Annotated in this window: 27 protein-coding genes; 17 read left to right on the top strand and 10 right to left on the bottom strand. The window is 43.8% G+C overall.

What is annotated here, in order from left to right; all coding sequences use genetic code 11:
• Nucleotides 1-245 precede the first annotated feature (245 nt).
• On the bottom strand, nucleotides 246-1157 hold the full coding sequence (gene cysD / locus GPUN_RS09210; protein ID WP_006005953.1) for a sulfate adenylyltransferase subunit CysD: 912 nt from the start codon (nucleotides 1155-1157) through the stop codon (nucleotides 246-248).
• A gap of 175 nt (nucleotides 1158-1332) precedes the next feature.
• Here cysD and GPUN_RS14255 point away from each other — a divergent pair, with 175 nt between their 5' ends.
• Nucleotides 1333-1785 carry an EAL domain-containing protein gene (locus tag GPUN_RS14255; RefSeq protein WP_158309269.1) on the top strand — a complete coding sequence of 151 codons (453 nt, stop codon included), beginning with the start codon at nucleotides 1333-1335 and terminating at the stop codon, nucleotides 1783-1785.
• Entirely contained in the window at nucleotides 1697-2629 is a 933-nt protein-coding gene (locus tag GPUN_RS09215) for an ABC transporter substrate-binding protein (protein ID WP_006005954.1), read from the top strand. Before GPUN_RS14255 ends, GPUN_RS09215 begins: the two co-directional genes overlap by 89 nt.
• 39 nt (nucleotides 2630-2668) lie before the next feature.
• Here the strand turns inward: GPUN_RS09215 and GPUN_RS09220 are convergent, their stop codons facing one another.
• From GPUN_RS09220 to coaBC, 3 genes are all read right to left on the bottom strand, one after another.
• The gene (locus tag GPUN_RS09220; RefSeq protein ID WP_006005956.1) at nucleotides 2669-3019 is read right to left on the bottom strand and encodes a hypothetical protein; all 351 of its coding nucleotides are present in this window, start codon (nucleotides 3017-3019) and stop codon (nucleotides 2669-2671) included.
• Between the two features lie 107 nt (nucleotides 3020-3126).
• On the bottom strand, nucleotides 3127-3717 hold the full coding sequence (gene slmA / locus GPUN_RS09225; RefSeq protein WP_006005957.1) for a nucleoid occlusion factor SlmA: 591 nt from the start codon (nucleotides 3715-3717) through the stop codon (nucleotides 3127-3129).
• 88 nt (nucleotides 3718-3805) lie between these two features.
• Complete coding sequence (gene coaBC, locus GPUN_RS09230) at nucleotides 3806-5017, bottom strand: bifunctional phosphopantothenoylcysteine decarboxylase/phosphopantothenate--cysteine ligase CoaBC (RefSeq protein ID WP_006005959.1); 1212 nt, start codon at nucleotides 5015-5017, stop codon at nucleotides 3806-3808.
• 74 nt (nucleotides 5018-5091) lie between these two features.
• On the opposite strand from coaBC, the gene radC reads away from it, so the two are divergent.
• From radC to mutM, 4 genes are all read left to right on the top strand, one after another.
• The gene (radC, locus tag GPUN_RS09235; RefSeq protein WP_006005962.1) at nucleotides 5092-5766 is read left to right on the top strand and encodes a RadC family protein; all 675 of its coding nucleotides are present in this window, start codon (nucleotides 5092-5094) and stop codon (nucleotides 5764-5766) included.
• 140 nt (nucleotides 5767-5906) lie between these two features.
• Entirely contained in the window at nucleotides 5907-6143 is a 237-nt protein-coding gene (gene rpmB / locus GPUN_RS09240; protein WP_006005964.1) for a 50S ribosomal protein L28, read from the top strand.
• Between the two features lie 11 nt (nucleotides 6144-6154).
• On the top strand, nucleotides 6155-6310 hold the full coding sequence (rpmG, locus tag GPUN_RS09245; protein ID WP_006005966.1) for a 50S ribosomal protein L33: 156 nt from the start codon (nucleotides 6155-6157) through the stop codon (nucleotides 6308-6310).
• Between the two features lie 392 nt (nucleotides 6311-6702).
• Entirely contained in the window at nucleotides 6703-7518 is an 816-nt protein-coding gene (gene mutM, locus GPUN_RS09250) for a bifunctional DNA-formamidopyrimidine glycosylase/DNA-(apurinic or apyrimidinic site) lyase (protein WP_006005969.1), read from the top strand.
• Nucleotides 7519-7664: 146 nt separating this feature from the next.
• On the opposite strand, the gene coaD is transcribed toward mutM, so the two are convergent.
• Together coaD and GPUN_RS09260 are read right to left on the bottom strand one after the other, a co-directional pair.
• Nucleotides 7665-8153 carry a pantetheine-phosphate adenylyltransferase gene (coaD, locus tag GPUN_RS09255; protein WP_006005971.1) on the bottom strand — a complete coding sequence of 163 codons (489 nt, stop codon included), beginning with the start codon at nucleotides 8151-8153 and terminating at the stop codon, nucleotides 7665-7667.
• 89 nt (nucleotides 8154-8242) lie between these two features.
• A complete protein-coding gene (locus GPUN_RS09260; RefSeq protein ID WP_158309270.1) occupies nucleotides 8243-8965 on the bottom strand; it encodes a 3-deoxy-D-manno-octulosonic acid kinase in 723 nt (240 codons plus the stop codon).
• A 436-nt stretch (nucleotides 8966-9401) separates the two neighbouring features.
• Here GPUN_RS09260 and GPUN_RS09265 point away from each other — a divergent pair, with 436 nt between their 5' ends.
• The 8 genes from GPUN_RS09265 to GPUN_RS09300 all read left to right on the top strand — a co-directional run bounded on the left by GPUN_RS09265 (nucleotide 9402) and on the right by GPUN_RS09300 (nucleotide 15843).
• Nucleotides 9402-10619, top strand: coding sequence for a glycine C-acetyltransferase (locus GPUN_RS09265; protein ID WP_006005974.1), 1218 nt, complete (start codon nucleotides 9402-9404; stop codon nucleotides 10617-10619).
• Nucleotides 10616-11644 (top strand): L-threonine 3-dehydrogenase, encoded by a 1029-nt coding sequence (tdh, locus tag GPUN_RS09270; protein ID WP_006005976.1) that lies wholly within the window; start codon nucleotides 10616-10618, stop codon nucleotides 11642-11644. The genes GPUN_RS09265 and tdh overlap by 4 nt, the downstream gene beginning before the upstream one ends.
• A 22-nt stretch (nucleotides 11645-11666) precedes the next feature.
• On the top strand, nucleotides 11667-11987 hold the full coding sequence (glpE, locus tag GPUN_RS09275; RefSeq protein ID WP_006005977.1) for a thiosulfate sulfurtransferase GlpE: 321 nt from the start codon (nucleotides 11667-11669) through the stop codon (nucleotides 11985-11987).
• Between the two features lie 169 nt (nucleotides 11988-12156).
• Nucleotides 12157-12753, top strand: a complete 597-nt coding sequence (locus tag GPUN_RS09280) for a chorismate--pyruvate lyase family protein (RefSeq protein ID WP_238528965.1) — start codon at nucleotides 12157-12159, stop codon at nucleotides 12751-12753.
• Between the two features lie 4 nt (nucleotides 12754-12757).
• A complete protein-coding gene (ubiA, locus tag GPUN_RS09285) occupies nucleotides 12758-13630 on the top strand; it encodes a 4-hydroxybenzoate octaprenyltransferase (protein ID WP_040520827.1) in 873 nt (290 codons plus the stop codon).
• 358 nt (nucleotides 13631-13988) lie between these two features.
• Nucleotides 13989-14255, top strand: coding sequence for an alternative oxidase (locus GPUN_RS09290; protein ID WP_006005984.1), 267 nt, complete (start codon nucleotides 13989-13991; stop codon nucleotides 14253-14255).
• A 14-nt stretch (nucleotides 14256-14269) separates the two neighbouring features.
• Nucleotides 14270-14968 carry a hypothetical protein gene (locus tag GPUN_RS09295; protein ID WP_006005986.1) on the top strand — a complete coding sequence of 233 codons (699 nt, stop codon included), beginning with the start codon at nucleotides 14270-14272 and terminating at the stop codon, nucleotides 14966-14968.
• A 113-nt stretch (nucleotides 14969-15081) separates the two neighbouring features.
• Nucleotides 15082-15843, top strand: a complete 762-nt coding sequence (locus GPUN_RS09300; protein ID WP_006005987.1) for a DnaJ domain-containing protein — start codon at nucleotides 15082-15084, stop codon at nucleotides 15841-15843.
• Nucleotides 15844-15936: 93 nt separating this feature from the next.
• Here the strand turns inward: GPUN_RS09300 and GPUN_RS09305 are convergent, their stop codons facing one another.
• Together GPUN_RS09305 and GPUN_RS09310 are read right to left on the bottom strand one after the other, a co-directional pair.
• Nucleotides 15937-16647, bottom strand: a complete 711-nt coding sequence (locus GPUN_RS09305; protein WP_006005989.1) for an SGNH/GDSL hydrolase family protein — start codon at nucleotides 16645-16647, stop codon at nucleotides 15937-15939.
• Nucleotides 16648-16746: 99 nt separating this feature from the next.
• Nucleotides 16747-17112: a DUF4870 domain-containing protein gene (locus GPUN_RS09310; protein ID WP_006005991.1), complete on the bottom strand. Its 366-nt coding sequence runs from the start codon at nucleotides 17110-17112 to the stop codon at nucleotides 16747-16749.
• 416 nt (nucleotides 17113-17528) lie between these two features.
• Between GPUN_RS09310 and GPUN_RS09315 the strand changes: the two genes are divergently transcribed.
• Nucleotides 17529-18884, top strand: a complete 1356-nt coding sequence (locus tag GPUN_RS09315; protein WP_006005994.1) for an amidohydrolase — start codon at nucleotides 17529-17531, stop codon at nucleotides 18882-18884.
• Between the two features lie 60 nt (nucleotides 18885-18944).
• Here the strand turns inward: GPUN_RS09315 and ubiK are convergent, their stop codons facing one another.
• Entirely contained in the window at nucleotides 18945-19205 is a 261-nt protein-coding gene (gene ubiK / locus GPUN_RS09320) for a ubiquinone biosynthesis accessory factor UbiK (protein WP_006005997.1), read from the bottom strand.
• Between the two features lie 122 nt (nucleotides 19206-19327).
• On the opposite strand from ubiK, the gene rep reads away from it, so the two are divergent.
• A complete protein-coding gene (gene rep / locus GPUN_RS09325) occupies nucleotides 19328-21346 on the top strand; it encodes a DNA helicase Rep (RefSeq protein WP_006005999.1) in 2019 nt (672 codons plus the stop codon).
• An 11-nt stretch (nucleotides 21347-21357) separates the two neighbouring features.
• On the opposite strand, the gene GPUN_RS09330 is transcribed toward rep, so the two are convergent.
• Entirely contained in the window at nucleotides 21358-21714 is a 357-nt protein-coding gene (locus GPUN_RS09330) for a c-type cytochrome (protein ID WP_238528970.1), read from the bottom strand.
• 338 nt (nucleotides 21715-22052) lie between these two features.
• On the opposite strand from GPUN_RS09330, the gene idi reads away from it, so the two are divergent.
• A complete protein-coding gene (idi, locus tag GPUN_RS09335; protein WP_006006003.1) occupies nucleotides 22053-22616 on the top strand; it encodes an isopentenyl-diphosphate Delta-isomerase in 564 nt (187 codons plus the stop codon).
• Nucleotides 22617-22618 lie beyond the last annotated feature (2 nt).

The raw sequence follows: 22618 nt of genomic DNA on the forward strand, positions 1-22618 counted from the left end.
GGCGAGTTCAGCAAATAAAGTTTCAGGCACAATTACGTCTCAAGCACTTTGCAGCGAGGACTTTCTTGCTCATGCTCTTTTAGAAGGGCGTGACACTGGTTCATGAGGCCATGAAATGCGCAGACTAGTGCATCGGCACTGTTAGTATTTTGCAGATGTAATTGCCTTTGGCGTGAGCCACAGCACAATGAGTGAAAAAGTAGCGGCAGCGGAGGGCAATGCCGGCACAACATTAAATAGAAACCCTAAAAATACCCTTCGCGTTTTTTCTTTTCCATTGAGCCAGTTTGATCTTTGTCTAAAAGACGCCCCTCTCGTTCACTCGTTTTACTCAAGATCATCTCTGTGACAATTTCTTCTCGCGTGATGGCCTTACTTAATACGGCACCGGTTTGCGGATAACAACCCAAAGTTCTAAAGCGTATCCAGCGCTTTTGTAAACTGTCTTTTTCTTTTGCACTTAAGTGGGGCAGCATTCTATCGTCGTCTAAGCCAAGAATTTGCCCGCTGTCTCCATCTATCCAACTCATGCGTTCTTGCGCGAAATAAAGGGGCACTATGTCAATTTGCTCCTGCAGTATGTATAGCCAAATGTCTAATTCAGTCCAATTAGACAATGGAAACACACGTATCGATTCTCCCTGGTCTACTTTAGTATTGTACAAAGACCATAATTCAGGGCGCTGTTGTTTGGGGTCCCACTGATGGTCTGCGTTTCGAACGGAAAACACACGCTCTTTCGCACGCGACTTTTCTTCATCGCGACGTGCGCCGCCTAGCGCGGCATCAAACTTATATTTGTCAACCGCTTGCTTTAGCGCAATGGTTTTCATATGGTCATTGTATTTGACCGAACCTGAGGTAATTGGGTGAACCCCTAAATCGAGCGCTTCTTGATTAATATGCACAATAACATCTACGCCAAGCTTTTTTTTCAGCTTATCGCGAAAAGCGCCCATTTCGTGAAATTCCCATGTGGTGTCTATATGCAGAAGAGGAAATGGCACTTTGCTAGGGGCAAATGCTTTGCGGGCTAAATGCAGCATTACCGTGGAATCTTTACCAATAGAATAGAACATGCACGGGTTTTCAAAGCTAGCGGCTACTTCGCGCATTATATGGATTGCTTCTGCTTCTAAGAGTTGAAGATGGTTCATGTGATCCCTTTACCGGTAAGTTATAAAAACATAAGGCAATAATATAAGTAAATAAAGTCTTTAGTAAGTCGTTATTTTCACCATTGTTGTTCCGCTTTCCCAGACAAAGTATTTTTACCCGTTTTTTTCTTATGTAACGCCCAATATATCGCACTAAATAACAAAGAACTTTCAATTGCTCAGTCTACCGCGCTACAGCTACGAGCGACTAGTTCGGAAATTAAATACTGCACCACCGGTTCGCGCCAAGGCACTCATAAGGTGGCAGCATCCTGAGTTAGGTTTTATGATGCTGAATGACTTTATCCTCAAGATTGGCCAATGGGTAATTCAGGGGTCGTGCGCAGTACTAGCTAGGTTTGACAAACTGCACAGCACAAAGCTAGCACTAGCCCTTAACCTATTTACAAAACAAATTGAAAATGATCAACTGTTTGACCAAGTTAAAACGGCTATTGCGCTTAATAATATTGACACCGTCAGTTTTGGTATAAATAATACTTCGCCCATTCTTAAATACTCACAGGGACTAAAAAGCGATGTCTATTATCACTTTAGCGCTAGACTGGACACCCAACATCAATCATATTGGATTTTTTATTGCCCAAGCCAAAGGCTATTATTCTGAACATGATTTACAGGTAACTATTACCGATCCCCGTGAAGATAACTATGCAATAACGCCGGCTAAAAAAGTAGAATTGGGGCTAGCCGATTTTGCGCTGTGCCCAACTGAAAGCGTGATTAGCTATCGCACCAAGTTAGTGCCCTTTAACCTCAAAGCTGTAGCGGCAATTTTACAGCAAGATTTAAGCGCCATTGTGGTGAAAACAAGCAGTAATATTGTGACTCCCAAAGATTTAGACCATACCTTATATGCCTCATACGAAGCCAAGTATGAAGACGAAATTGTGCGTCAAATGATCCGTAACGACGGTGGGCAAGGTGATATTAAGATCAGCTACCCTGACAAACTAGAAATTTGGGAGCACCTGCTCGATAACCGCGCAGATTCCACATGGATCTTTTTGAATTGGGAAGGAGTGTCGATAAATAACAGCAAGTACGATATGCGCTATTTTAAACTGGAAGATTACAACATTCCTTACAGTTACTCGCCCGTTCTGGTTGCCGATGAAGCCCTCATTACAACAAAAAAAGATGCGTATCGGCAGTTTCTGCATGCTACCGAGCAAGGTTTTTTGTTTGCCTGCAAGCATCCTGAGGAAGCGGTCGATATTTTTGCTCAATTTGTGCCAAAACAAGATGCCAACATTGATCTAAAAAAAGCCTTAACGGCGTCATCTAGTGCATTTACCGAAAAAGGCCGGTGGGGCCTTATGGATGAAAAAAAGGTAAGTGCTTTTTTAGATTGGCTTAGGTTAAGAAGCTTAGAAATAGCGCCATTTACTGCGGCCGACATCTGCACAAACGAACTGCTGAACGTTTTTGACACAAAGTCTATCCACTGAGGGGTGAACAATATCATGGCTAAGAAAGGTAAAAGAGTCTTAATGGCGAGTTTGAATGCGCTTCTTCCAATTTCCTTCATGCTCGCGTTCACACGCTTGTTCAGTGTCAAACAGCACATGTTTTTTCGGATTTTGCAGCAAAATGCCGGCGTTCAATAAGGCCTTGTGAATGCACCTAATAATAGTTAGGTCGTGGGCTGAATCTTTAGCTTTGTGCAGTGATGCGTCATCATCAAAAATGCATCGTATCAGTAAGCTCTTAGGAAAATTCGAGTATTCGGCGGTATGAGTTAGCCATTCGAAACCGCTTACCTCTAGCTTTGCTTGCTCGCAGGCTACAGTGAGCGCTCGCACTAAGTTACTTTCCAATTTCTTAACTGTCTTATTCATATTGCCTGCCTTTGAGATGTAAGGAGACGGTGCTCATTTCGCTGGTTGATGTGCTAAGTGAAGGGTTCAAGACTAATAGATATTAAGTAGACCTGCTCCCATTAGTTTTAGCCTAGATAGTGCTCACGAATATGGGCCCAGTGCTCGGTAAATTGTGCTGTAGGGCGGCGTTGGAATTGGCTGCGTACGTATTGGTTAATTTTGCCGTCAACGAAGCAAATTAGCATGTTAGCCAGCAGGGCTTCATCTACTATGGCTTCTTTACCTTCGCGCAGTTTGCGTTCTCGTAGTATTTGCTTAATTTGTATTTCTAGACGGTCAAAGAGCTGCGCGATGCGTTCGCGTAAGCGTTCTTGTTCGCCCATAAGCGCATCACCGTTTAGGATGCGTGTTATGCCGGGATTTTTTTCTGCAAAGCCCAAAATAAGATGTAGTACCAGTTGGCAGCGGTTAGCGGCATCTTTTTCATCCGCCATAATTTTATTGATGCGTGAAAAAAGCGTTTCTTCAATAAAGTCAATCAAACCCTCAAACATACGCGCTTTGCTGGGGAAGTGCCGATATAAAGCGGCCTCTGACACGCCTACAGTAGCGGCTAGCTTAGCCGTGGTGATGCGTTGACCGTGGTGGGTCTCTAACATTCCCGCCAGCGCCTCCAGAATTTGCGCTTTGCGATTAGTTTTTTTGGGTGCTGGCATGATAAAAGTCTTCTTCTTATGTGCGTCACGGCGAGCTTTTACGCAAACCTTAAACAGTGGTATTATTTATTAAATAGACAACATGACGTTAGCTACGGCTGTATTCTTTATGTACTAGTTTCATCAATTCCATTGCCAGTAAGCTTTTATTATTTGGCGCTAAATGCTGTGTGCTGCTACTCGTTAAAACTATAAGCGCGTTTCGATCAGAATTAAAGCCTAAAGTAGAATTTGATACATCATTTGCGGCAATCATGTTCAATTTTTTCTTTTCTAACTTAGCTCTTGCGTAAGATTCAACGTGCTGTGTTTCTGCAGCAAATCCTACTGTGAACGGTGGTTTTTCTAAAAACGCGACACTACTTAATATATCAGGGTTTTGGCTTAAGGTTAACGTAATATTTTGGCTCTGTTTTTTTAATTTTTGCGCGCTTATCTTATTTACTTTATAGTCAGCAACTGCTGCGCAAGCGATAAAAATATCCTGCGTAGCAATGGTTTCGTGTACTGCATTTAGCATGTCTTGTGCGCTGTTTATGTCTTTGCGAATGACATTTGGCGGCGTAGGAAGCGACACCGGTCCAGCAATCAAAGTGACCTTCGCGCCCAGCTGTTGTGCAACTGCAGCAATGGCAAAACCCATTTTGCCCGAGCTGTGATTACTTATATAGCGCACGGGGTCAATTTCTTCACGGGTAGGACCTGCAGTTATCATGATGTGTTTATCTTTGAATAAAGCTTCAACAGCGCGATTAGCGTCGGCAAATTCTCCAATGGCGTCGGCTAGTTCGTGTGCTTCAAGCATACGCCCGTAGCCTATGTCGCCGCAGGCCTGTTCGCCAGCCGCTGGGCCAAGAACATGAGCGCCTCTGAGTGCTAGGGTGTTCATATTGTGCGTGGTGGCGGCACTTGCCCACATTTGTTGATTCATGGCCGGAGCAATAAACACAGGGGCCGTGGTAGCGAGCGCTAAGGTAGTGAGTAAATCGTCTGCTAAGCCCAAGGCCAATTTAGCGACAGTATTGGCTGTGGCGGGCGCGACCAAAAAGTAATCGGCCCAGCGTGCTAGCTCTATATGGCCCATGCCGTTTTCGGCGTCTTCGTCTAATAAGTGGATGCTTACCTTGTTGCCTGAAACAGCCTGCAGTGACAAGGCACTTACAAAATGCGTGGCAGAATTGGTAAGTACGACTCTTACATTTGCACCCTTAGCGGTTAATTTACGCACTAAATCGGGGGTTTTATATGCCGCTATTCCGCCACTTACCCCTAATAAAACATTCTTTTGTACAAGTTGCATATTGCTCATAGATAAGTATTAATAAACGAGGTTTAATGCTGTTATTAAACCACTGTTAACCAAGGAATGGAAACATGAAAATTCAAGATTGGCCCTTACATGAGCGCCCGCGTGAAAAATTATTGCAATTTGGCTCACAAACACTCTCCGACGCTGAACTTTTAGCGATATTGATTAATACCGGTATTAAAGGGCAGTCGGCAGTAGAGTTGGCGCGCAATGCCATTAATCAGTTTGGCAGCGTGCAGGCTTTGCTGTTTGCCTCACAGCCACAGTTGCTTAAATTACCGGGTTTAGGCAAAGCCAAGTTTGCGCTACTGCAGGCATGCACAGAGCTTTTTAAGCGGGGTCTGGCCGAGAAACTGCGCCAGCAAGACAGCTTCACCAGTGCCGACACCGCATCTGACTATTTGCGCGCCCAGCTTTCGCAGCAAAAGCGTGAAGTATTTGCCATGCTCATGCTTGACAGTCAGCACCAGCTAATTGCGTATCGAGAAATGTTCAAAGGCACTATTAACAGCGCAGCTGTTTATCCGCGAGAATTAGTCAAACAAGCTATGGATGATAACGCCGCAGCTGTTATACTTGCACATAATCACCCCAGCGGCGTTGCTGAACCATCCCAAGCCGATATTCAAATAACGCAAAGAATAAAGCAGGCTTTCGCGCTGGTTGATGTGACCGTGCTTGACCACTTCGTGATTGGTCATTCGTGCGCGGTGTCTTTCGCTCAAAGAGGATTACTATGAAAATAGTTACGCCCTTGTGATCGAAAGTGTTTGTATTTTGTGCTTATTTACTGTATAAAATGCGCCCTCTTAATTAACTACGTTTAACTGCAATTTCTTTGCAGATGTTAAACGGAATAACAGCTGTTCTGGAGACTAAAATGTCTAAAATTTGTATAGTAACCGGTAAGCGTCCAATGGTTGGTAACAACCGTTCACACGCTAGAAACGCGACTCGTCGTCGCTTTTTACCAAATCTTCACACACACCGTTTTTGGGTTGAGAGCGAAGAGTGTTTTGTTAAGCTTCGTTTATCTACCAAAGGTATGCGTATTATTGATAAAAACGGCATTGATTCAGTATTAGCTGATATCCGTGCACGTGGCGAAAAAATCTAAGGAATCTGATCATGCGCGATAAAATTAAGTTAGTGTCATCTGCGGGTACCGGTTTTTACTACACCACAGACAAAAATAAACGCAACATGCCTGGCAAAATGGAGATCAAAAAGTTTGACCCAACAATTCGCCAGCACGTTATGTTTAAAGAAGCTAAAATCAAGTAGTTGATATTCATGTAACAAGCACCAAGTAATGAAAAAAGTACTAGTTTCGCGGATTAATTGATTTGTCTCCAGATTGACCCGTAGCGTCACAAAATTCATACTTGTAAGCTCAAATGCATAAAAAAATCCCAGCTAAAGGCTGGGATTTTTATGTTTGCTAATATCGTTTTTTATACTACAAACCCACCGTTGTCGCCTTAACTATAATCGAAAATCAGTTGTTTTTTGTCATCGACAAACAAGTTTATGTGTTAAATTCACCCACTATTAAACAGTTACTTGAACTAATAGTGCAGGTAACGCAGTAGCAAGCACTAGCATTATTTTATAGCGCGCGTTTTGTCTTTTTTACTCGAGTGGCGATGCGTTTACACGACCAATGGAAGAACACTTTGCCAGAACTGCCTGAAGTAGAAGTCACACGACTGGGTATATCTCCCTATTTAATCAATCAAACCATTAAAAAGGTGCATGTGCATCAGCGTCAACTAAGATGGAAAGTACCGCTGCAGGTGCATCTAAGCGAAGGCTTAGTCATTAACGACGTGACCCGCCGCGCTAAATATTTATTTATTCATACCGACGCAGGCGAAATGGTGCTGCATTTAGGGATGTCAGGTAAAATGCGGGTAGTCGACGCGCAGCTTGCGCGTAAAAAGCACGATCATATTGAAATTGAACTGCACTCGGGCAAGAAGCTGGTGCTCAACGATGCCCGTCGTTTTGGCAGTTGTTTATGGCAAGATGTTCGCAACAGCCAAGCCCTTGCGATGCTCGATAACTTAGGTCCTGAACCATTAACCGATGATTTTGATAACAAGCGCCTGTTCGCTTTAAGTCGTGGCCGCAAAGTGCCGGTAAAAAGCTTTATTATGAACAACGCCGTTGTGGTAGGCGTAGGTAATATTTATGCAAACGAAAGTTTATTTAACACCGGCATCGACCCACGTCGGGCGGCCGGGCGCGTTAGTCTAAAACGCTATAAGTTGCTCACCCAGCAAATTAAAATAGTTCTAGCAAAAGCAATCGAGCACGGTGGTACTACTTTAAGAGACTTTGCCCAAGCCGACGGCAGTCCGGGTTACTTTGCCCAACATTTACATGTGTATGGGCGAGTGGGGGAAGAGTGTGATGTTTGTAAGGCGCCAATATTCTCAAAGGTGATTGGTCAGCGCAACACCTTCTTCTGCAAGATGTGTCAGCGCTAAGCAACTATTCATAATTTATGGGATTGAAAATAAAGGCCATAGCCTTCATGACTGTTTGTAAACAAAGACTTTGTCTTACCTTGCAAAGTGTGATTTTTTAAATAGTGAAGCGAACATGATGTTTCCCTGTCATGGGAGTAAAGTCATTATTTAATGCCAAATTTTTCATTCAAAGCTGCATATACAAGTGGGTGACAAAACTGCTCAACACTTCCCTTGTGCAAGGCCACTTCCTTTACCAAGGTAGAGGATATGAACGAATTTTCTTCTGAAGGCGTCAAAAACACGCTTTCTAAATCAGGGTTCAAGCGCCGGTTCATATTGGCTAGCTGAAACTCATATTCGAAGTCGCTCACCGCGCGTAAGCCTCGAATCAGAATGTGAGCGTTGTTAGTATCTGCAAATGCGGCAAGTAGGCCAGTAAAGCCAGTCACTTTAACATTTTTTAAATGTGCGCATACTTGCGTAATGAGCGCCACTCGCTCTTCTAAAGAAAACAGCGGTTGTTTGCTGGGGTTAGCGGCAATCGCCACAATAACTTCATCAAACATACTGGCAGCACGTTCAATTAAATCGGCATGGCCGTTGGTGATTGGATCAAACGTACCCGGATAAATTGCACGTTGCTTCGACATAAGCTTAATTCCTTTGCTAGCGGCAGCGATAAATAACTAATAGTTGATAATCGTAGACCCTTTGCCCAGCAATTGCTAGAGAGCATCCATCATTTATTGTAGCCTGCTAGTAAGGCGTCCCAATCGCGTTGACGATAATGATAGTGCGGTGATTTACTCACTTGTTTAAGAAGTGAGCGTTTAAAGCGCAGTAAGTTAGCGTTTTTCCAATCATCACCGCGTTTAATGGCACACTTATCGAAATCGAGCAAATGAATGCTTGGCGGTGTAGTTTGCCGACTCAGTAATATATTTTTCACGTTAATATCGCCATGATACACCTGCGCGTTGTGCATTTTTTTTATTTGTAGCCCAATTGCTTGCCACGTAGCCGCCACGACGCCTTCTGATAATAGTATTTCGTTGAGTTCAACGGCGTTTGAAATAACTTCGGTAATGATATCAGCGCTATAAAAAAGACCTTTGCGGGTAATTTTACCAGCGATTGGCTTAGGGACATTCACTTTTTTATCACGTAAGTGCTGCAGCACGCTCAACTCTTCATAGCAGCGAGTGTGCGAAATGCGGGTGAATATAAAGCTATCGTTTGACACCTTCGCGACTAAGCCACCTCTTTTGTAATGGCGCAGCACTAATTCAGTATTGCCTAAGGTAAAAAAGTAGACAATACCTCTGCCTTTTGCGATCTGTGTGATGAGTTTTTTTCGTTTTAAAAAGTCATTATCGAAGTGATCGTCACATAGGCCTAAGGCCTCAGCGCTAGGCGTGAGCAATAATGTACTTTTATTTAATTCAGTAACTTGTATCGTCATTTGCTCATTAACAGGCTTCATTTACACAATGTGGCGCTAATATATCAAAAAAGCGCATGATCACATAGTGGCCCCACCTGCTGCGATGGGCTGTCAGCCTATAAGCTGGTTATTTGGTGGTGTTTATGTGCACATTTACCTCACACCATGCTGTGAATAAGATATCGCTTATGTGCGCTGGGAACACTAAATTCACTCAACTGCTTATAAAATCAACAAAACGTTCATAAAAAGCAACTTGGCTGCAAAGTTTACGCAATAAACCGCCTATTTTGATGGTATCAAAGCGATTATTAACATTGTGTTTTACACTATGTCGTATACAATTTACTCACAGAAAAACGTGCCTTTTTATAACGCAAAGAAGCACTTTTTTTCACGTTTCACTTAGCACCTTGTTGTTTAGAAACAAGTGTGCACAGATATGGAGTACGCAATGTCACAGGCGTTTATTCAGCAACTACAGCAACAAATTGATGAGAGCAAAGCTCAAGGCCTATACAAAGAAGAGAGAGTTATCACTTCACAGCAGTGTTCTAAAATTGCGATTGCTAATGGCCAAAAAGTGCTTAACTTTTGTGCCAATAACTATTTAGGGCTGGCCAATCATGAAGACTTAATTAAGGCTGCTAAAGACGGCTTAGACAGCCACGGCTTTGGCGTAGCCAGCGTTCGTTTTATATGCGGGACGCAAGATATTCACAAGCAGCTTGAAAGTAAAATAAGTGAATTTTTAGGCATGCAAGACACCATTTTGTACCCTTCTTGCTTTGACGCTAACGGTGGCTTGTTTGAAACAATATTGACCAAAGAAGACGCCATTATTTCAGATTCGCTAAACCATGCCAGCATTATAGACGGTGTGCGTTTGTCTAAAACCATGCGTTATCGCTACGACAGCAACAATATGCAGGCGCTTGAAGAACAGCTTATACAAGCCACCAGCGATGGCGCTCGCTTTAAACTAATTGCCACCGACGGCGTGTTCTCAATGGACGGCGTTATTGCCAACCTAAAAGGCATTTGCGACTTGGCTGACAAATACGACGCCATGGTAATGGTTGACGACTGCCATGCCACCGGTTTTGTGGGTGAAAAAGGTAAAGGCAGCCATGAATATTGCGATGTAATGGGCCGGGTAGATATTATTACCGGGACCTTAGGTAAAGCCCTTGGTGGCGCTTCAGGCGGATTTACTTCGGCCAAAAAAGAAGTGGTACAATGGTTACGTCAGCGCTCGCGACCTTACTTGTTTTCCAACTCAGTGGCGCCGCCCATTGTCGCAGCTTCATTAAAAGTATTTGAAATGATGGAGCAGGGCGACGCACTGCGCGTAAAATTAACTGAAAACGCTAAGCACTTTAGAACGCGCATGGAACATGCTGGCTTTACGCTATCGGGCAAAGACCACGCCATTGTTCCAGTAATGTTAGGCGATGCAAAACTAGCTAGCAGCATGGCCAATAAACTGCTCGAAAAGAATATATATGTGATTGGGTTTTCATTCCCGGTAGTGCCAAAAGATAAGGCCAGAATTCGCACCCAAATGTCTGCTGCACACACCACGGCGCAAATTGACGAAGCGGTAGATGCCTTTATTGAAGTCGGTCTTGAGCTTGGCGTCATTTCTGAAAAAAGTGGAGAAATAGCGTGAAGTCATTAGCCAAAACACAGCGTGAAAAAGGCATATGGATGATCGACAGCCCAATACCAGAAATTGGCCCTAACGATCTGCTGATCAAAATTCGTAAAACCGCCATTTGCGGCACCGACATGCACATTTTCAATTGGGATGAATGGTCGCAAAAAACTATCCCCGTGCCTATGGTAGTGGGCCATGAGTATGTGGGGCAGGTGGCTGATATTGGCAGCGAAGTAAAAGGCTTTACCCTAGGCGACAGAGTGTCCGGTGAAGGTCATATAACCTGTGGACATTGCCGTAACTGCCGGGCAGGGCGCGTACACTTATGCCGCAATGCTATTGGTGTAGGCGTTAACCGCCAAGGCTCTTTTGCTGAATATTTGGTTATTCCCGCTTTTAATGCTTTTAAAATTCCCGCGAATATTAGCGATGATATGGCGGCTATTTTTGATCCCTTTGGCAATGCAGTGCACACCGCCCTCTCTTTCGATTTGGTCGGAGAAGACGTGCTTATCACCGGCGCCGGGCCTATTGGTATTATGGCCGCTGCGGTAGCAAAACACGCAGGGGCACGCTTTGTCGTCATTACCGATGTAAACGAATATCGTCTAGACTTAGCCAGAAAGATGGGCGTTACGCGCGCGGTAAATATTAACAACGAAAATTTAGATGAGACCATTAAAATACTCGGCATGACGGAAGGTTTTGATGTGGGTCTTGAAATGTCGGGGGTGCCAAGCGCGTTTAGCGGTATGCTAGCCAAAATGAATCACGGCGGCAAAATAGCCATGCTCGGTATTCCGCCTGCAAGTGTCGCAATTGATTGGAATCAGGTTATTTTTAAGGGCTTAACGATTAAAGGCGTATATGGCCGAGAGATGTTTGAAACATGGTATAAAATGGTGAGTTTGTTACAAAGTGGATTAGACTTAAGCCCTATCATCACGCACTCAATGCCGGTAGACGATTTCAAAACAGGTTTTGAGATAATGGATTCTGGCCAATCAGGTAAAGTAATACTTGATTGGACAGCGTAGTTAGTTTTTATTAGGAGCGCTAATGGAACAGTTTCAGCATATTTCGCCGCAGGACACCAAGGCTAGGTTAGACAAAAACGAGATAAAAGTGCTTGATATTCGGGACGATCAGTCGTTTGAATCTGGCCATATTCCCAATTCTTTTCATTTAAGCAACGGCAACATTACTCAGTTTATGAATGAGAACGATTTTGATACGCCGGTGGTGGTATGTTGCTACCACGGCATTAGCAGTCAGCAGGCGGCGCAGTACCTGATTCATCAAGGCTTTAAAGAAGTGTACAGCATGGATGGTGGGTTTGAAGTTTGGCGCACTAGTTTTGCGTTTACTACCACAAGCTAAGGTATACTTATATCAGCGCTGGCTGCTTTATTCACTTCTATAAAACGCTGCTAGACGGTCTGGTCGCGCAGTTCACGAAATCGCTTCAGCATTTTTGTTTACCCGTGGTAAAAAACAAATTCAATGTGGTAGACTCAAGCTATCGGACAACTTAGCAAAAACTGTAGTATTGATTACGCCAAAAATGTTTCCTTATTCTATGCCTGTAAAGTGGCAATCACTACGCGACGTAACAGAACTGCGGCCATCGGTGGCTGATTGGCTGCTTAATACAGGTTCGCTTACTGAACGTTTGCAAGCGCTCACTAGTCATTTTAAAGTAGAACTTTTGGGGCAAAAAGTGGCCTGCCCGGATGAATCGGAGCGCCATCGTTTATCTCAAAACACTAACAATACTTGGCAAATACGCGAAGTTATATTGCAGGGTGTGCCGCTGGAAACTGCCAGTAAAGTAGGCACTAATAGTACTGTCAAACGTCAATCTATGCCCCAAGATTGGGTGTTCGCCAGAAGTGTTTTACCTGATAATTTATGCAATTCAACATGGGCGAATTTAGGTAATCAACCCTTAGGCAGTCGCATTTTCAACGATGATAAATTTGTGCGCGGTGAATTTGAAATTGGTAAACTTACTTATCATCCACTCAACCATAAGGCTTTTAGCCCTACTCAAGACTTTTGGGCAAGACGCTCAAAATTTACCATTGAAAACTACGAGCTGTTGGTGGCTGAAGCTTTTTTGCCTGACAGCCCTTGCTACTGGTAGCCGCATGATTGCACTTAAGTTCGTAAACAAACACCATTATTGGCAACTTATGCGTGCTCACAAACCTGTTGGTACATACTTACTTTTATGGCCAACACTTTGGGGCTTATTGTTTGCAGCGAAAGGCCTGCCGCCTTGGCACATTACCTTTATTTTTGTGCTGGGCGTAATCGTTATGCGAAGCGCAGGCTGCGTTATTAATGATTTTGCTGACCGCAAGATAGACGGCTCGGTGACGCGTACTAAAAACAGGCCCTTACCTTCGGGCGATATAAGCACTAAAGAAGCCAAACATCTCTTTGCCATGCTCATCATTATTGCTTTTGTACTGGTATTATTCTTAAATATTCAAACAATTGCACTGTCGGTGGTAGCGCTGTTCTTAGCCAGTATTTATCCCTTTATGAAGCGTTACACACATTTACCACAAGTTGTTTTAGGCGCCGCGTTTGGCTGGTCTATTCCCATGGCCTTTATGGCGGTTACCGCAGCACTGCCGGCTTGGATGTGGCTGTTATACACGGCTAATTTATGCTGGATTGTGGCCTATGATACGCAATATGCCATGGTAGATAGAGCCGACGATATAGAAATAGGCATTAAGTCGACCGCTATTTTGTTTGGACGCTTTGATGTGACTTTAATCGTACTGCTACAATGCATTACGCTGGTCTTATTAGCATGGGTTTATTATATTACTAATTTACCTGCAATGAGCTATTTGGGCTTATTGTGCGCAGCAGCACTTTTCATATACCAATTTACGCTATGCAAATCCCGAGAAGAACCCAAATGCTTTACCGCTTTTTTAAACAATAACTGGGTGGGAATGGCAATTACAATAAGCATCGCGCTTGCTTATGTTATAAGTGAGTAACAGCCACTATTAATAAATCCATGCTAACATTAGCAAATCAAGGCCTATTTACTATTGAAAAAGCTGACTGTTAACCAGCACTTGCAAAATCACGCAAAGCGAAGGATTACCGGCCAAACGGAAAAGGAATAATATCGTTCGCCCTGCTTATAAAAGTGTGCATTTTGTCACACGCAAGGGACCGGTTATATTCTAATTTGTTAACGAAGGCGTTTTGTGAATATATATTGACACAGTGATGGGCAAGTTGCGCGAGCTAATCGTCACAATGCATATTCCACACGTAACTATACCCAGAAGTAAGCTTCAATATTAATGATAGAAGTGCTTAGAAACGTCTATTAAAGGAGTGATTACCATGAGTCAAACACATGAATATTCATTGAAAAAAGATTTCGCAGATCCCTTAAGCAAACACCATACGCCGTCTGGATTTTCTGAGCGATTCGTTTTGCGCTTAACCAAGCTCTTACGTTTTTTTGCCAATCTTTTTTTTACCAGCTTTGTAATTTTATACATAATCCCTGGCCGAACGGCGCATAGATTAGTAGGATATTTCGAAGATGAAGACGGCATCAGAGATGTAAACCATCAATTTGCTGATAACTTCGATAAAAAAGCATAAAACCGGAGCACGATATGACCTCAAGCCTGCCTGATAAAAAAGCGAGTGCTCACGATATCCAGGCATTCATTGGCAAAGTCAAAAATACTGCGCTGGTCACGAGCGCAAGTAAAGGCAGATTGATATTTGCAATGGATGCCACAGCAAGTCGTGAGCACTGCTGGGATATGGCTAGTCAGCAACATGCAGCCATGTTTGCACAAGTCGATAAAGTGAGTGCACTGAGTGTTCAGCTTTGTTACTACCGGGGAATGGGAGAGTTTAAGGCGCTTCCTTGGACAAGCGGCGCCGATGAAATTAAGCAATCCTTGCTGTCGGTACGCTGCCTAGCCGGACAAACCCAGATTGCCAAAGTGTTATCACATGCATTGAGTGAAAATCGCACAAAAAAAGTAAACGCACTGGTATTTGTTGGTGATTGTGTTGAAGAAAACCCAGATTCACTAGGAGCCTTGGCAGGCCAGTTGGGAATACTCAATTTACCTGTGTTTATTTTTCAAGAAGGAAACGACTCAAACGTTGGCAGTATCTTCTCACAGTTAGCGACATTGAGTGGAGGCGCCCATTGTCAATTTGACCAAGGCAGTGCCAAACAGTTAGGTCAGTTGTTAGCCGCGGTTGCAGTATATGCAACAGGCGGTAAATCTGCTTTGAAAAGTAATTTATTGAGCAATGATGCGAGCGTGCAACGCTTATTGCAGCAGTTAAAGTAGTCGCAATGAGTAGCGAGCAACAATTTGACTATTCTCACTAAAATACCAATATCGTAAAATGTATAGTGATAGGCTTTAGGCCTTAACTGATACCTTAAATAAGTGAAAACTCTATGATAGGACTTGTTGTTTTAGTAGCGGTTATCACCATCGGCTATATTACACTAGGATATATTCGCGGCTTAAGACTGAAACAAAAAAAGAAAGTGGGCGCAAAAGTGGGTGCGCTTGCGTTTATCTCGACACTGCTCTTGCTAACGGTTACTGGAAAGCTTTATCTTTTGGCAGCACTGGGGACAGGTTTAGTAGTATTTGCTAAGCGCTTATTTCCATTTCTACGCTATTTTCCGTTTTTAAACGGGCTTTACCAAAAGGCTAAAGCTAAACACAGCTCAGGTTCAGCGCAGCATTCTACGGTCGAAACTAGCTTGCTCAGAATGACTCTTGATCACGAAAGTGGAAATTTAAATGGTGAATTACTAGATACTGTTAGCAAGGGCAGATATCTATCTGAATTTAGTCAGTCAGAATTAACTTCCCTTTATGTTTTAGCAGAAAAGCAATATCCGGATTCAATCGAAGTTTTGGCTGCCTATCTTGATCGCCAGTATGGCGCTGACTGGCGCGAAGCTGCTAATGCCGAGAACGATCCACCAGGCAGTGAACAAAACGCAGGCGCAAGCGATGGCGCTAAGATGACTGAAGGTGAGGCTTATGCAGTACTTGGCCTTGACCAAAACGCGACGAAGGAAGAGGTCATTTCAGCGCACCGTAAACTAATGCTAAAGCTTCATCCAGATCGAGGAGGCAACAATTATTTAGCCGCAAAAATTAATCAGGCGAAGGATTTACTGGTAAGCCGCCATGGCATGTAAACTTAGAGCGTTCATGCGTTTGAAACCAAGGTGACGTGAAACTAAGGGTAGGGGTTCCTTGAAATAAGCAAACGAGGCGCGTCGTAAAAAACACTATTTAAGCGTTAAAATACGCTGACTCAAGGCACTCGCCCATTCTTTGTAAATATCAATACCCGGGTGAAAACCGTCTTCGGCCATTGCGCTATTCTGTAGATTAGGCGATGAAGCTTCGTAAGATGTGCGCCCTTGTTTAGCTAATTTACTTTTTTGAAGTGCGTCAAGCTGCTTTGCTCTGCAGCCCATGACCCATCTTAATGGTTGGGGCAGCAAAGCAAAAGCATGCATAGGTGGCATGCCACTCACAATTATATGCTTGGCGCCCAGGGTTTCGAAACAATATTCATGTAGCTTGTGTTGTTCGTTTATCCAATGTGTTGAGCGCTGCAAAGACGTAGCGTCATTAACGCCCAAACCGGTAATGACAACATCAATGCGCTGGTTGCAGTGGGCGCTCGCTATCATGTCAATCATATCTTGGGTTTGCGCGCCTGTCTTAGCCACTAACTGCCACGATACACTGCGTTGAGTTTTTAAATTGGCAATAAGTTGACCCAGCAGGGCGTCTTTTTGATGCGTAACACCCACCCCCGCTGCCGCTGAGTCACCTACTATAAGAATGGAAAGGCAGGGACAATCTTTACGATAAACAGTACCTTTACGCTCACCTATTGCTTCGGGCAGCCTAAGCGCTCGCTTGCGCACTTGTTTCGCTTGTATCAACAATATGGGGAATACCAGAAGCGCAAATACTTTATACAGCATGAAACTCCTTGAGTACGCTAAGCACTGGCAATGCCCTTAATACTTGGCCAAAAAACATCTTATTTGTCTTCCATCAAATACAGGCTATAAATAGTACGATTACGCCTCAATTTTAAAGAATTTAATGCTCAAAGGATAAGGCCATAGAATGCCGCCGTTAGCTTTAATTGCGCCCATAACAATAAAAATAAGACCACAAATAAGGAGAGCGAAGTAACCTAACACGCCAATAACGATGAACGTGAGAATAAAACAGATGAAGAAATAAATGAGTGCACTTAGCATCCAGTTAAAAATAACCTTGCCATGGTTATCTATGTCTCGGCTATGTTCTTTGTTAGTGGCCCACATAATAATTGGCACGACTAGTCCGCCAAAAGGAATAATAAATCCTGCTAACTGGCTTAAATGCATAAGCATCAAATATACTTTGAGTTCCATGCCCCAAGGTTTGAAGTCTTCCATTGTATTTCCTCTTTACACTAGCTGAACTTAATTCACGCTTAACGCTAACCGGCTAATATTGACAGCATTGGCCATGATAGTGAGCATCGCGACAATCACTGAAACCTATCGGCTTTTGATACAAGCAGGTCAATCAGGGTGCTCGCTTCGATGTTTTTTTATTAACGCGATGAGTAAACACTTATATTTATTTTGAAGAGCGGTTTTTTCATTCACAACAATGCGACAGTCGTCTTCAGCGAATGTGTTAATCTTATAGTCTTTGTGCGCGCTAAACAATGGCTTCTTCACAACTCACATTAGGACTTACTCAAAGAGACGTATGACGATTTTTGCAGTATCTAAATAGCGCTTGATTCTGAAGGTTTCTCTGTTACTCTTTTATTCAGTTAATATATAAACAAAAGCTATATAAAATGAAGAAAAAGTTACTGAGAAACTCCGCACTATGCTTAAGTTTTGCAATGGCGTTTAGTCTGCAAGCTTACAGCGCGAACACCGACGTTAAAACCGCCGTTGAAAAAGATTACGATAGCTATCTCAAAGACCTGTTTATTCATTTTCATAAAACCCCAGAATTGTCCTTGGTAGAAACCAAAACCGCAGCACGCTTAGCGAAAGAGTTAAGACTGGCCGGCTTTGACGTCACACAAGGTGTTGGTGTGGCCGTTGAAGGCAATCCATCAACTGGCATTGTGGCTATTATGAAAAATGGAGAAGGCCCGCTGGTGATGATGCGAGCCGATATGGATGGCCTGCCCGTAGAGGAAAAGTCTGGTTTGGAATATGCTTCAACTGCCACCCAAATCTCGCCTATAACGGGCAAAGAAGTATCGGTAATGCATGCCTGTGGTCACGACGTTCACATTACTAGCCTTGTTGGCACCGCTCGCTACATGGCGGCTACAAAAGATCAATGGTCGGGTACCTTAATGCTAATTGGGCAACCCGCAGAAGAGCGTCTTAAAGGCGCTAAGCAAATGATGGATGCCAACATATGGGACACATTTGGACAACCCGATTATGCACTAGCGTTTCATGTGGGCTCCTCCGGGCCAACGGGAATAGTGAATGTAGTGGGCGGAGCGCCTTACGCAGGCTCTGACAGCCTTGATATTATTATACATGGTGTTGGCGCTCATGGTGCCAGCCCGCATGCAGGCAAAGATCCTATCGTGCTTGGTTCCCAAATTGTAATGGCATTACAAACCTTGGTTTCACGTGAGCTTAGCCCTCGCCAGCCGGGTGTGGTTACGGTTGGCTCATTTCACAGTGGCACCAAACATAACATTATTTCTGATAGAGCCGTGCTGCAGGTAACGGTTAGAAACACCAATTTAGAAACCCGCAAAATACTGCTTGATGGGGTTAAGCGCATTGCTGAGAATATGGGCCGCGTCGCCGGTATGCCAGAGGATAAGTTGCCAGAGGTTACGATTGTTTCAAGTACCCCGCCCACGGTAAACGATACTGCACTAGCGATGCGTTTAAAATCAGTGTGGATTGATAATATGGGAGAAAGTGTTGTGACCAGCCAAGAAGCAACGGGTATGGGCGCCGAAGACTTTCCCTATTTCACCACCACCCCACTTATTAAAAGCGTTTACTGGGGTATTGGCGGCACTAACCCAAAGGTGTGGGCAGCGGCGCAAAATGGTGGTGAGCCTATTCCGTCGCATCACAGTTCATATTTTAAAGTAGAGCCTGAGTCAGTCAAGGTGGGTGTTGTAAGCACTGTTCATGCCTTGATGGAATTAATGCCAGCTAAATAGTGCTGGTTAGAAATTTAATGGGGTAAAAGAAGGGGCCTAGCGCCCCTTTTCAATTAGAGCCTATAAATCGGTAGACCCATCATCATTTGCCTCAAGTGTAGCAAGGCGAACTTCTAAAGCTTCCAGCTTTTCACGCGTTCTAATTAGGACTTGGCTTTGCACATCAAATTCTTCACGGCTCACAAAATCAAGTTTGCTTAGCTGTGACTGCAACACCTGTTTGACTTTTTCTTCGGCATCGCCCGCCATGCTTTTCATGCCCGAGGGAATAACGTTTGAAATATTCTTAGCAATCTCTTCGAGTTTCTTAGGATCAATCATTTTTGCTTCCTTTAATTCTTAACCTGACTCTATTGTAGACGCAAAGCTAAAAGAAAACAGTCTCTATTGCCATTGTTTTGTTATAATTCGTGTCTAATAAACTCATAGCAGTGTAAATTTTCATGCGATTAAACCCAGCCCAGCAGGCAGCGGTAGAATATATTAGCGGACCATGTTTGGTACTTGCTGGTGCCGGCAGCGGTAAAACCAGGGTAATTACCCACAAAATTGCCTACTTGGTGAACGTGTGCAAGTACAAGCCTAGTCAAATAGCCGCGGTTACCTTTACTAATAAAGCGGCGCGGGAAATGAAGGAGCGGGTGTCGCACACTCTTGGCAAAAAAGAGTCGCGCGGGCTGAAGGTGTCTACCTTTCACACCATGGGCCTCAATATCATTAAAAAGCATGTTACTACCTTGGGCTACAAAGCAGGGTTTTCCTTATTTGACGATAAAGACAGCTACGCGCTGTTAAACGATTTAACGCATGATGAGTATGCAGGCGACAAAGAAGCGCTTAAACACCTGCAGCGCAGTATTTCGAATTGGAAAAACGAGCTTATAATGCCCTTAAACGCGATGCAAATGTATGAAAAAAGCACGGGTATAGAGAGTGAGCACGCTAAGTATTATCAAGAATACGCGCGCCACATGCTCGCGTATAATGCGCTTGATTTTGACGACCTAATTTTATTACCTACGGTACTCCTTCAGCAACATCAAACCATTCGAGAGAAATGGCAAAATACCATTCGCTATTTGTTAGTCGACGAATACCAAGATACCAATACCAGCCAGTATCAACTGGTACGACTGTTGGTGGGTGAGCGCGCTAGGTTCACCGTGGTAGGCGATGACGACCAGTCTATTTATTCATGGCGTGGTGCGCAGCCTAAAAACTTAAGTCTGCTAAAAGAGCATTATCCGCAGCTTAAATTAGTCAAGCTTGAGCAAAACTACAGAAGTAGTCAGCGTATACTGCACAGTGCCAACATTCTTATTCAAAACAACCCGCATTTATTTGATAAGCGCCTGTTTTCAGAGCTCGGTCAAGGCGATAAGCTAAAGGTGCTAGTGGCTAAAAATGAAGAACATGAGGCTGACAAGGTTACTGCCGAGCTAATGGCGCAAAAATTCATGAATAACACCCATTACAAAGACTATGCCATATTATATAGGGGGAATCATCAGTCGCGCGTGTTTGAAAAAGTCCTCATGAAAAACCGTATTCCCTATAAAATTAGTGGCGGCACATCATTTTTTGGACGCCCTGAAGTGAAAGACACCATGGCTTATTTGCGCGTGTTGACCAATCAAAGCGATGACAATGCAATACTGCGCGTAATCAATACGCCAAGCAGAGGCATTGGCCGAGTCACCTTGGCTAAAATAGGCGAGTTTGCCAATCTTAACGGCTGCGGTCTTTTTGATGCTATGGTTCATCCTCAAATTAATGCTGTGTTAGGCGACAAAGCAGGCCAAAGCGTACAGCATTTTGCCAAGCTCATTGCCACCACCAGCGAAAATGCCGCCACAGGCGACACCCAAGGCGTACTGCGCGACTTTATAAAGGCCTTGCAGTATGAAGAATATTTGTACGCGCTATCGGCCAGCCCCAAAGCGGCTGAAATTGCTATGAAGAATGTGTCAACCTTATTTGGCTGGGTACAAGACTTGTTAAAAGGCGATGCATTAAATGCATCCATGAGCTTGCCCGAAGTAGTTCAGCGCTTAACCCTACGTGACATGATGGAACGCGGGGAAGACGATGCCGACGCCGACCAAGTGCAGTTAATGACCTTGCATGCATCCAAAGGCCTAGAGTTCCCATATGTGTTTATGGTGGGAATGGAAGAGGGTTTGCTACCGCACCAAAGCAGTATTGACGAAGACAACGTTGACGAAGAACGCCGGCTCGCTTACGTGGGAATAACGCGCGCTCAGCGCCAGCTGTACTTTACCATCGCAAAAGAACGCCGTCAGTACGGTGAATGTATTGAGCCAACGCCGTCTAGATTTTTGTATGAGCTGCCCGCCGATGATCTTGAATGGGAGTGGCAAAAAAAGCAAGATTCAGAAGAGGTGCGCCAAGAAAAAACCGCTAAGGGCATAGCGGCTTTGAAGAAAATACTAGAAGGATAAACCTTAGACGTTTATATACCTTCAATCATATATTCAATAGCGGCTTTAATATCGTCGTCGGTGCAGTCGCCACATGCGCCCATGGGCGGCATAGCACCAATTCCATCAATTGCGTTTTTCCAGACCTGGTCAAAGCCTTTTTCGTCAAGGCGAGGCTGCCACTCAGCGCTTACCTGAGTTTTAGGTGCGCCAAGCACGCCTATTGCATGGCACGCAGTACATGCGCCTGCATAAATATCTTTGCCAGAGCGTGGTCCTGCTGCAACTGCGGCTTGAGGTGGCGCAGCCCCTGCAATTTGTAATTTACCAACAGGTTTTATTCTTTCCAACAGCGCGCTGTTGTCTTCTTGTGCAATACTCACGGCAATGAAACAACAACTTGCCACTATAACTGCTATAAATGCTTTCACCTTCACGATAATCTCCGAATAATTGAAGTATATAAATTGCTCGATTATAAACACATACAGATGCTTAACAACTCCTACTTGCGTGTTTGGCTATATTTAGGTAATTTAGTTGGGCAGTGAGGTTTACGTTTATTTCCTGTGGCTACAGCGCCATAAAAGCCATAAGGCAATAATTTTGACCGTAAAAAGTGGAGCGATGAAATACTGTGACCATTGCGATACTTGCGCTGTTGTCTAATAAAGACGATGTCAACGCGTGAGGTGATCTTTGTGAGCGTTTTTTGAGTTTTTATAATATGAATATAAATGAATCAGTAAACCTTGTTACCCTTGTTGATAACAATGGCAATACTACCGGATATGCGGACAAGATTGAAGCTCACTTGCGTGGTGATCTGCACCTAGCTTTTTCTTTAATGATCATTCGTCGTCAAGGCGATTATGTAGAGTATCTTCTTCAAAGACGAGCCGCTGATAAATATCATAGCGGAGGATTATGGGCAAATACGTGTTGCTCCCATCCACTTCCACGCGAAACTGTTAAAGATGCTGCTCGGCGGCGGGTTGCTGAAGAATTAGGTATTAAGGCTAAGTTGAGTTTGTCTATTATTGGACAAATCTGTTATCGCCATAGCCTTGACAACAATATGATTGAACATGAGTTTGACAATATTGTGGTGGCTGAAGTTGATAATATAGAGTGGCGGCAAAATCCTGATGAAGTCATGGAAGTTCGTTGGTGGACTGAGCATGAAATTATAAAGACCCTAAAATACAATCCCAAGGTATTTACGACTTGGTTTGAAGAGGTATTTACTTATATAAGAGACGATCGTTCACTAAGTATTCCCAAGCTTTGACT

It is taken from the genome of Glaciecola punicea ACAM 611 (genome assembly GCF_000252165.1).
In the GTDB taxonomy this organism is placed as follows: domain Bacteria; phylum Pseudomonadota; class Gammaproteobacteria; order Enterobacterales; family Alteromonadaceae; genus Glaciecola; species Glaciecola punicea.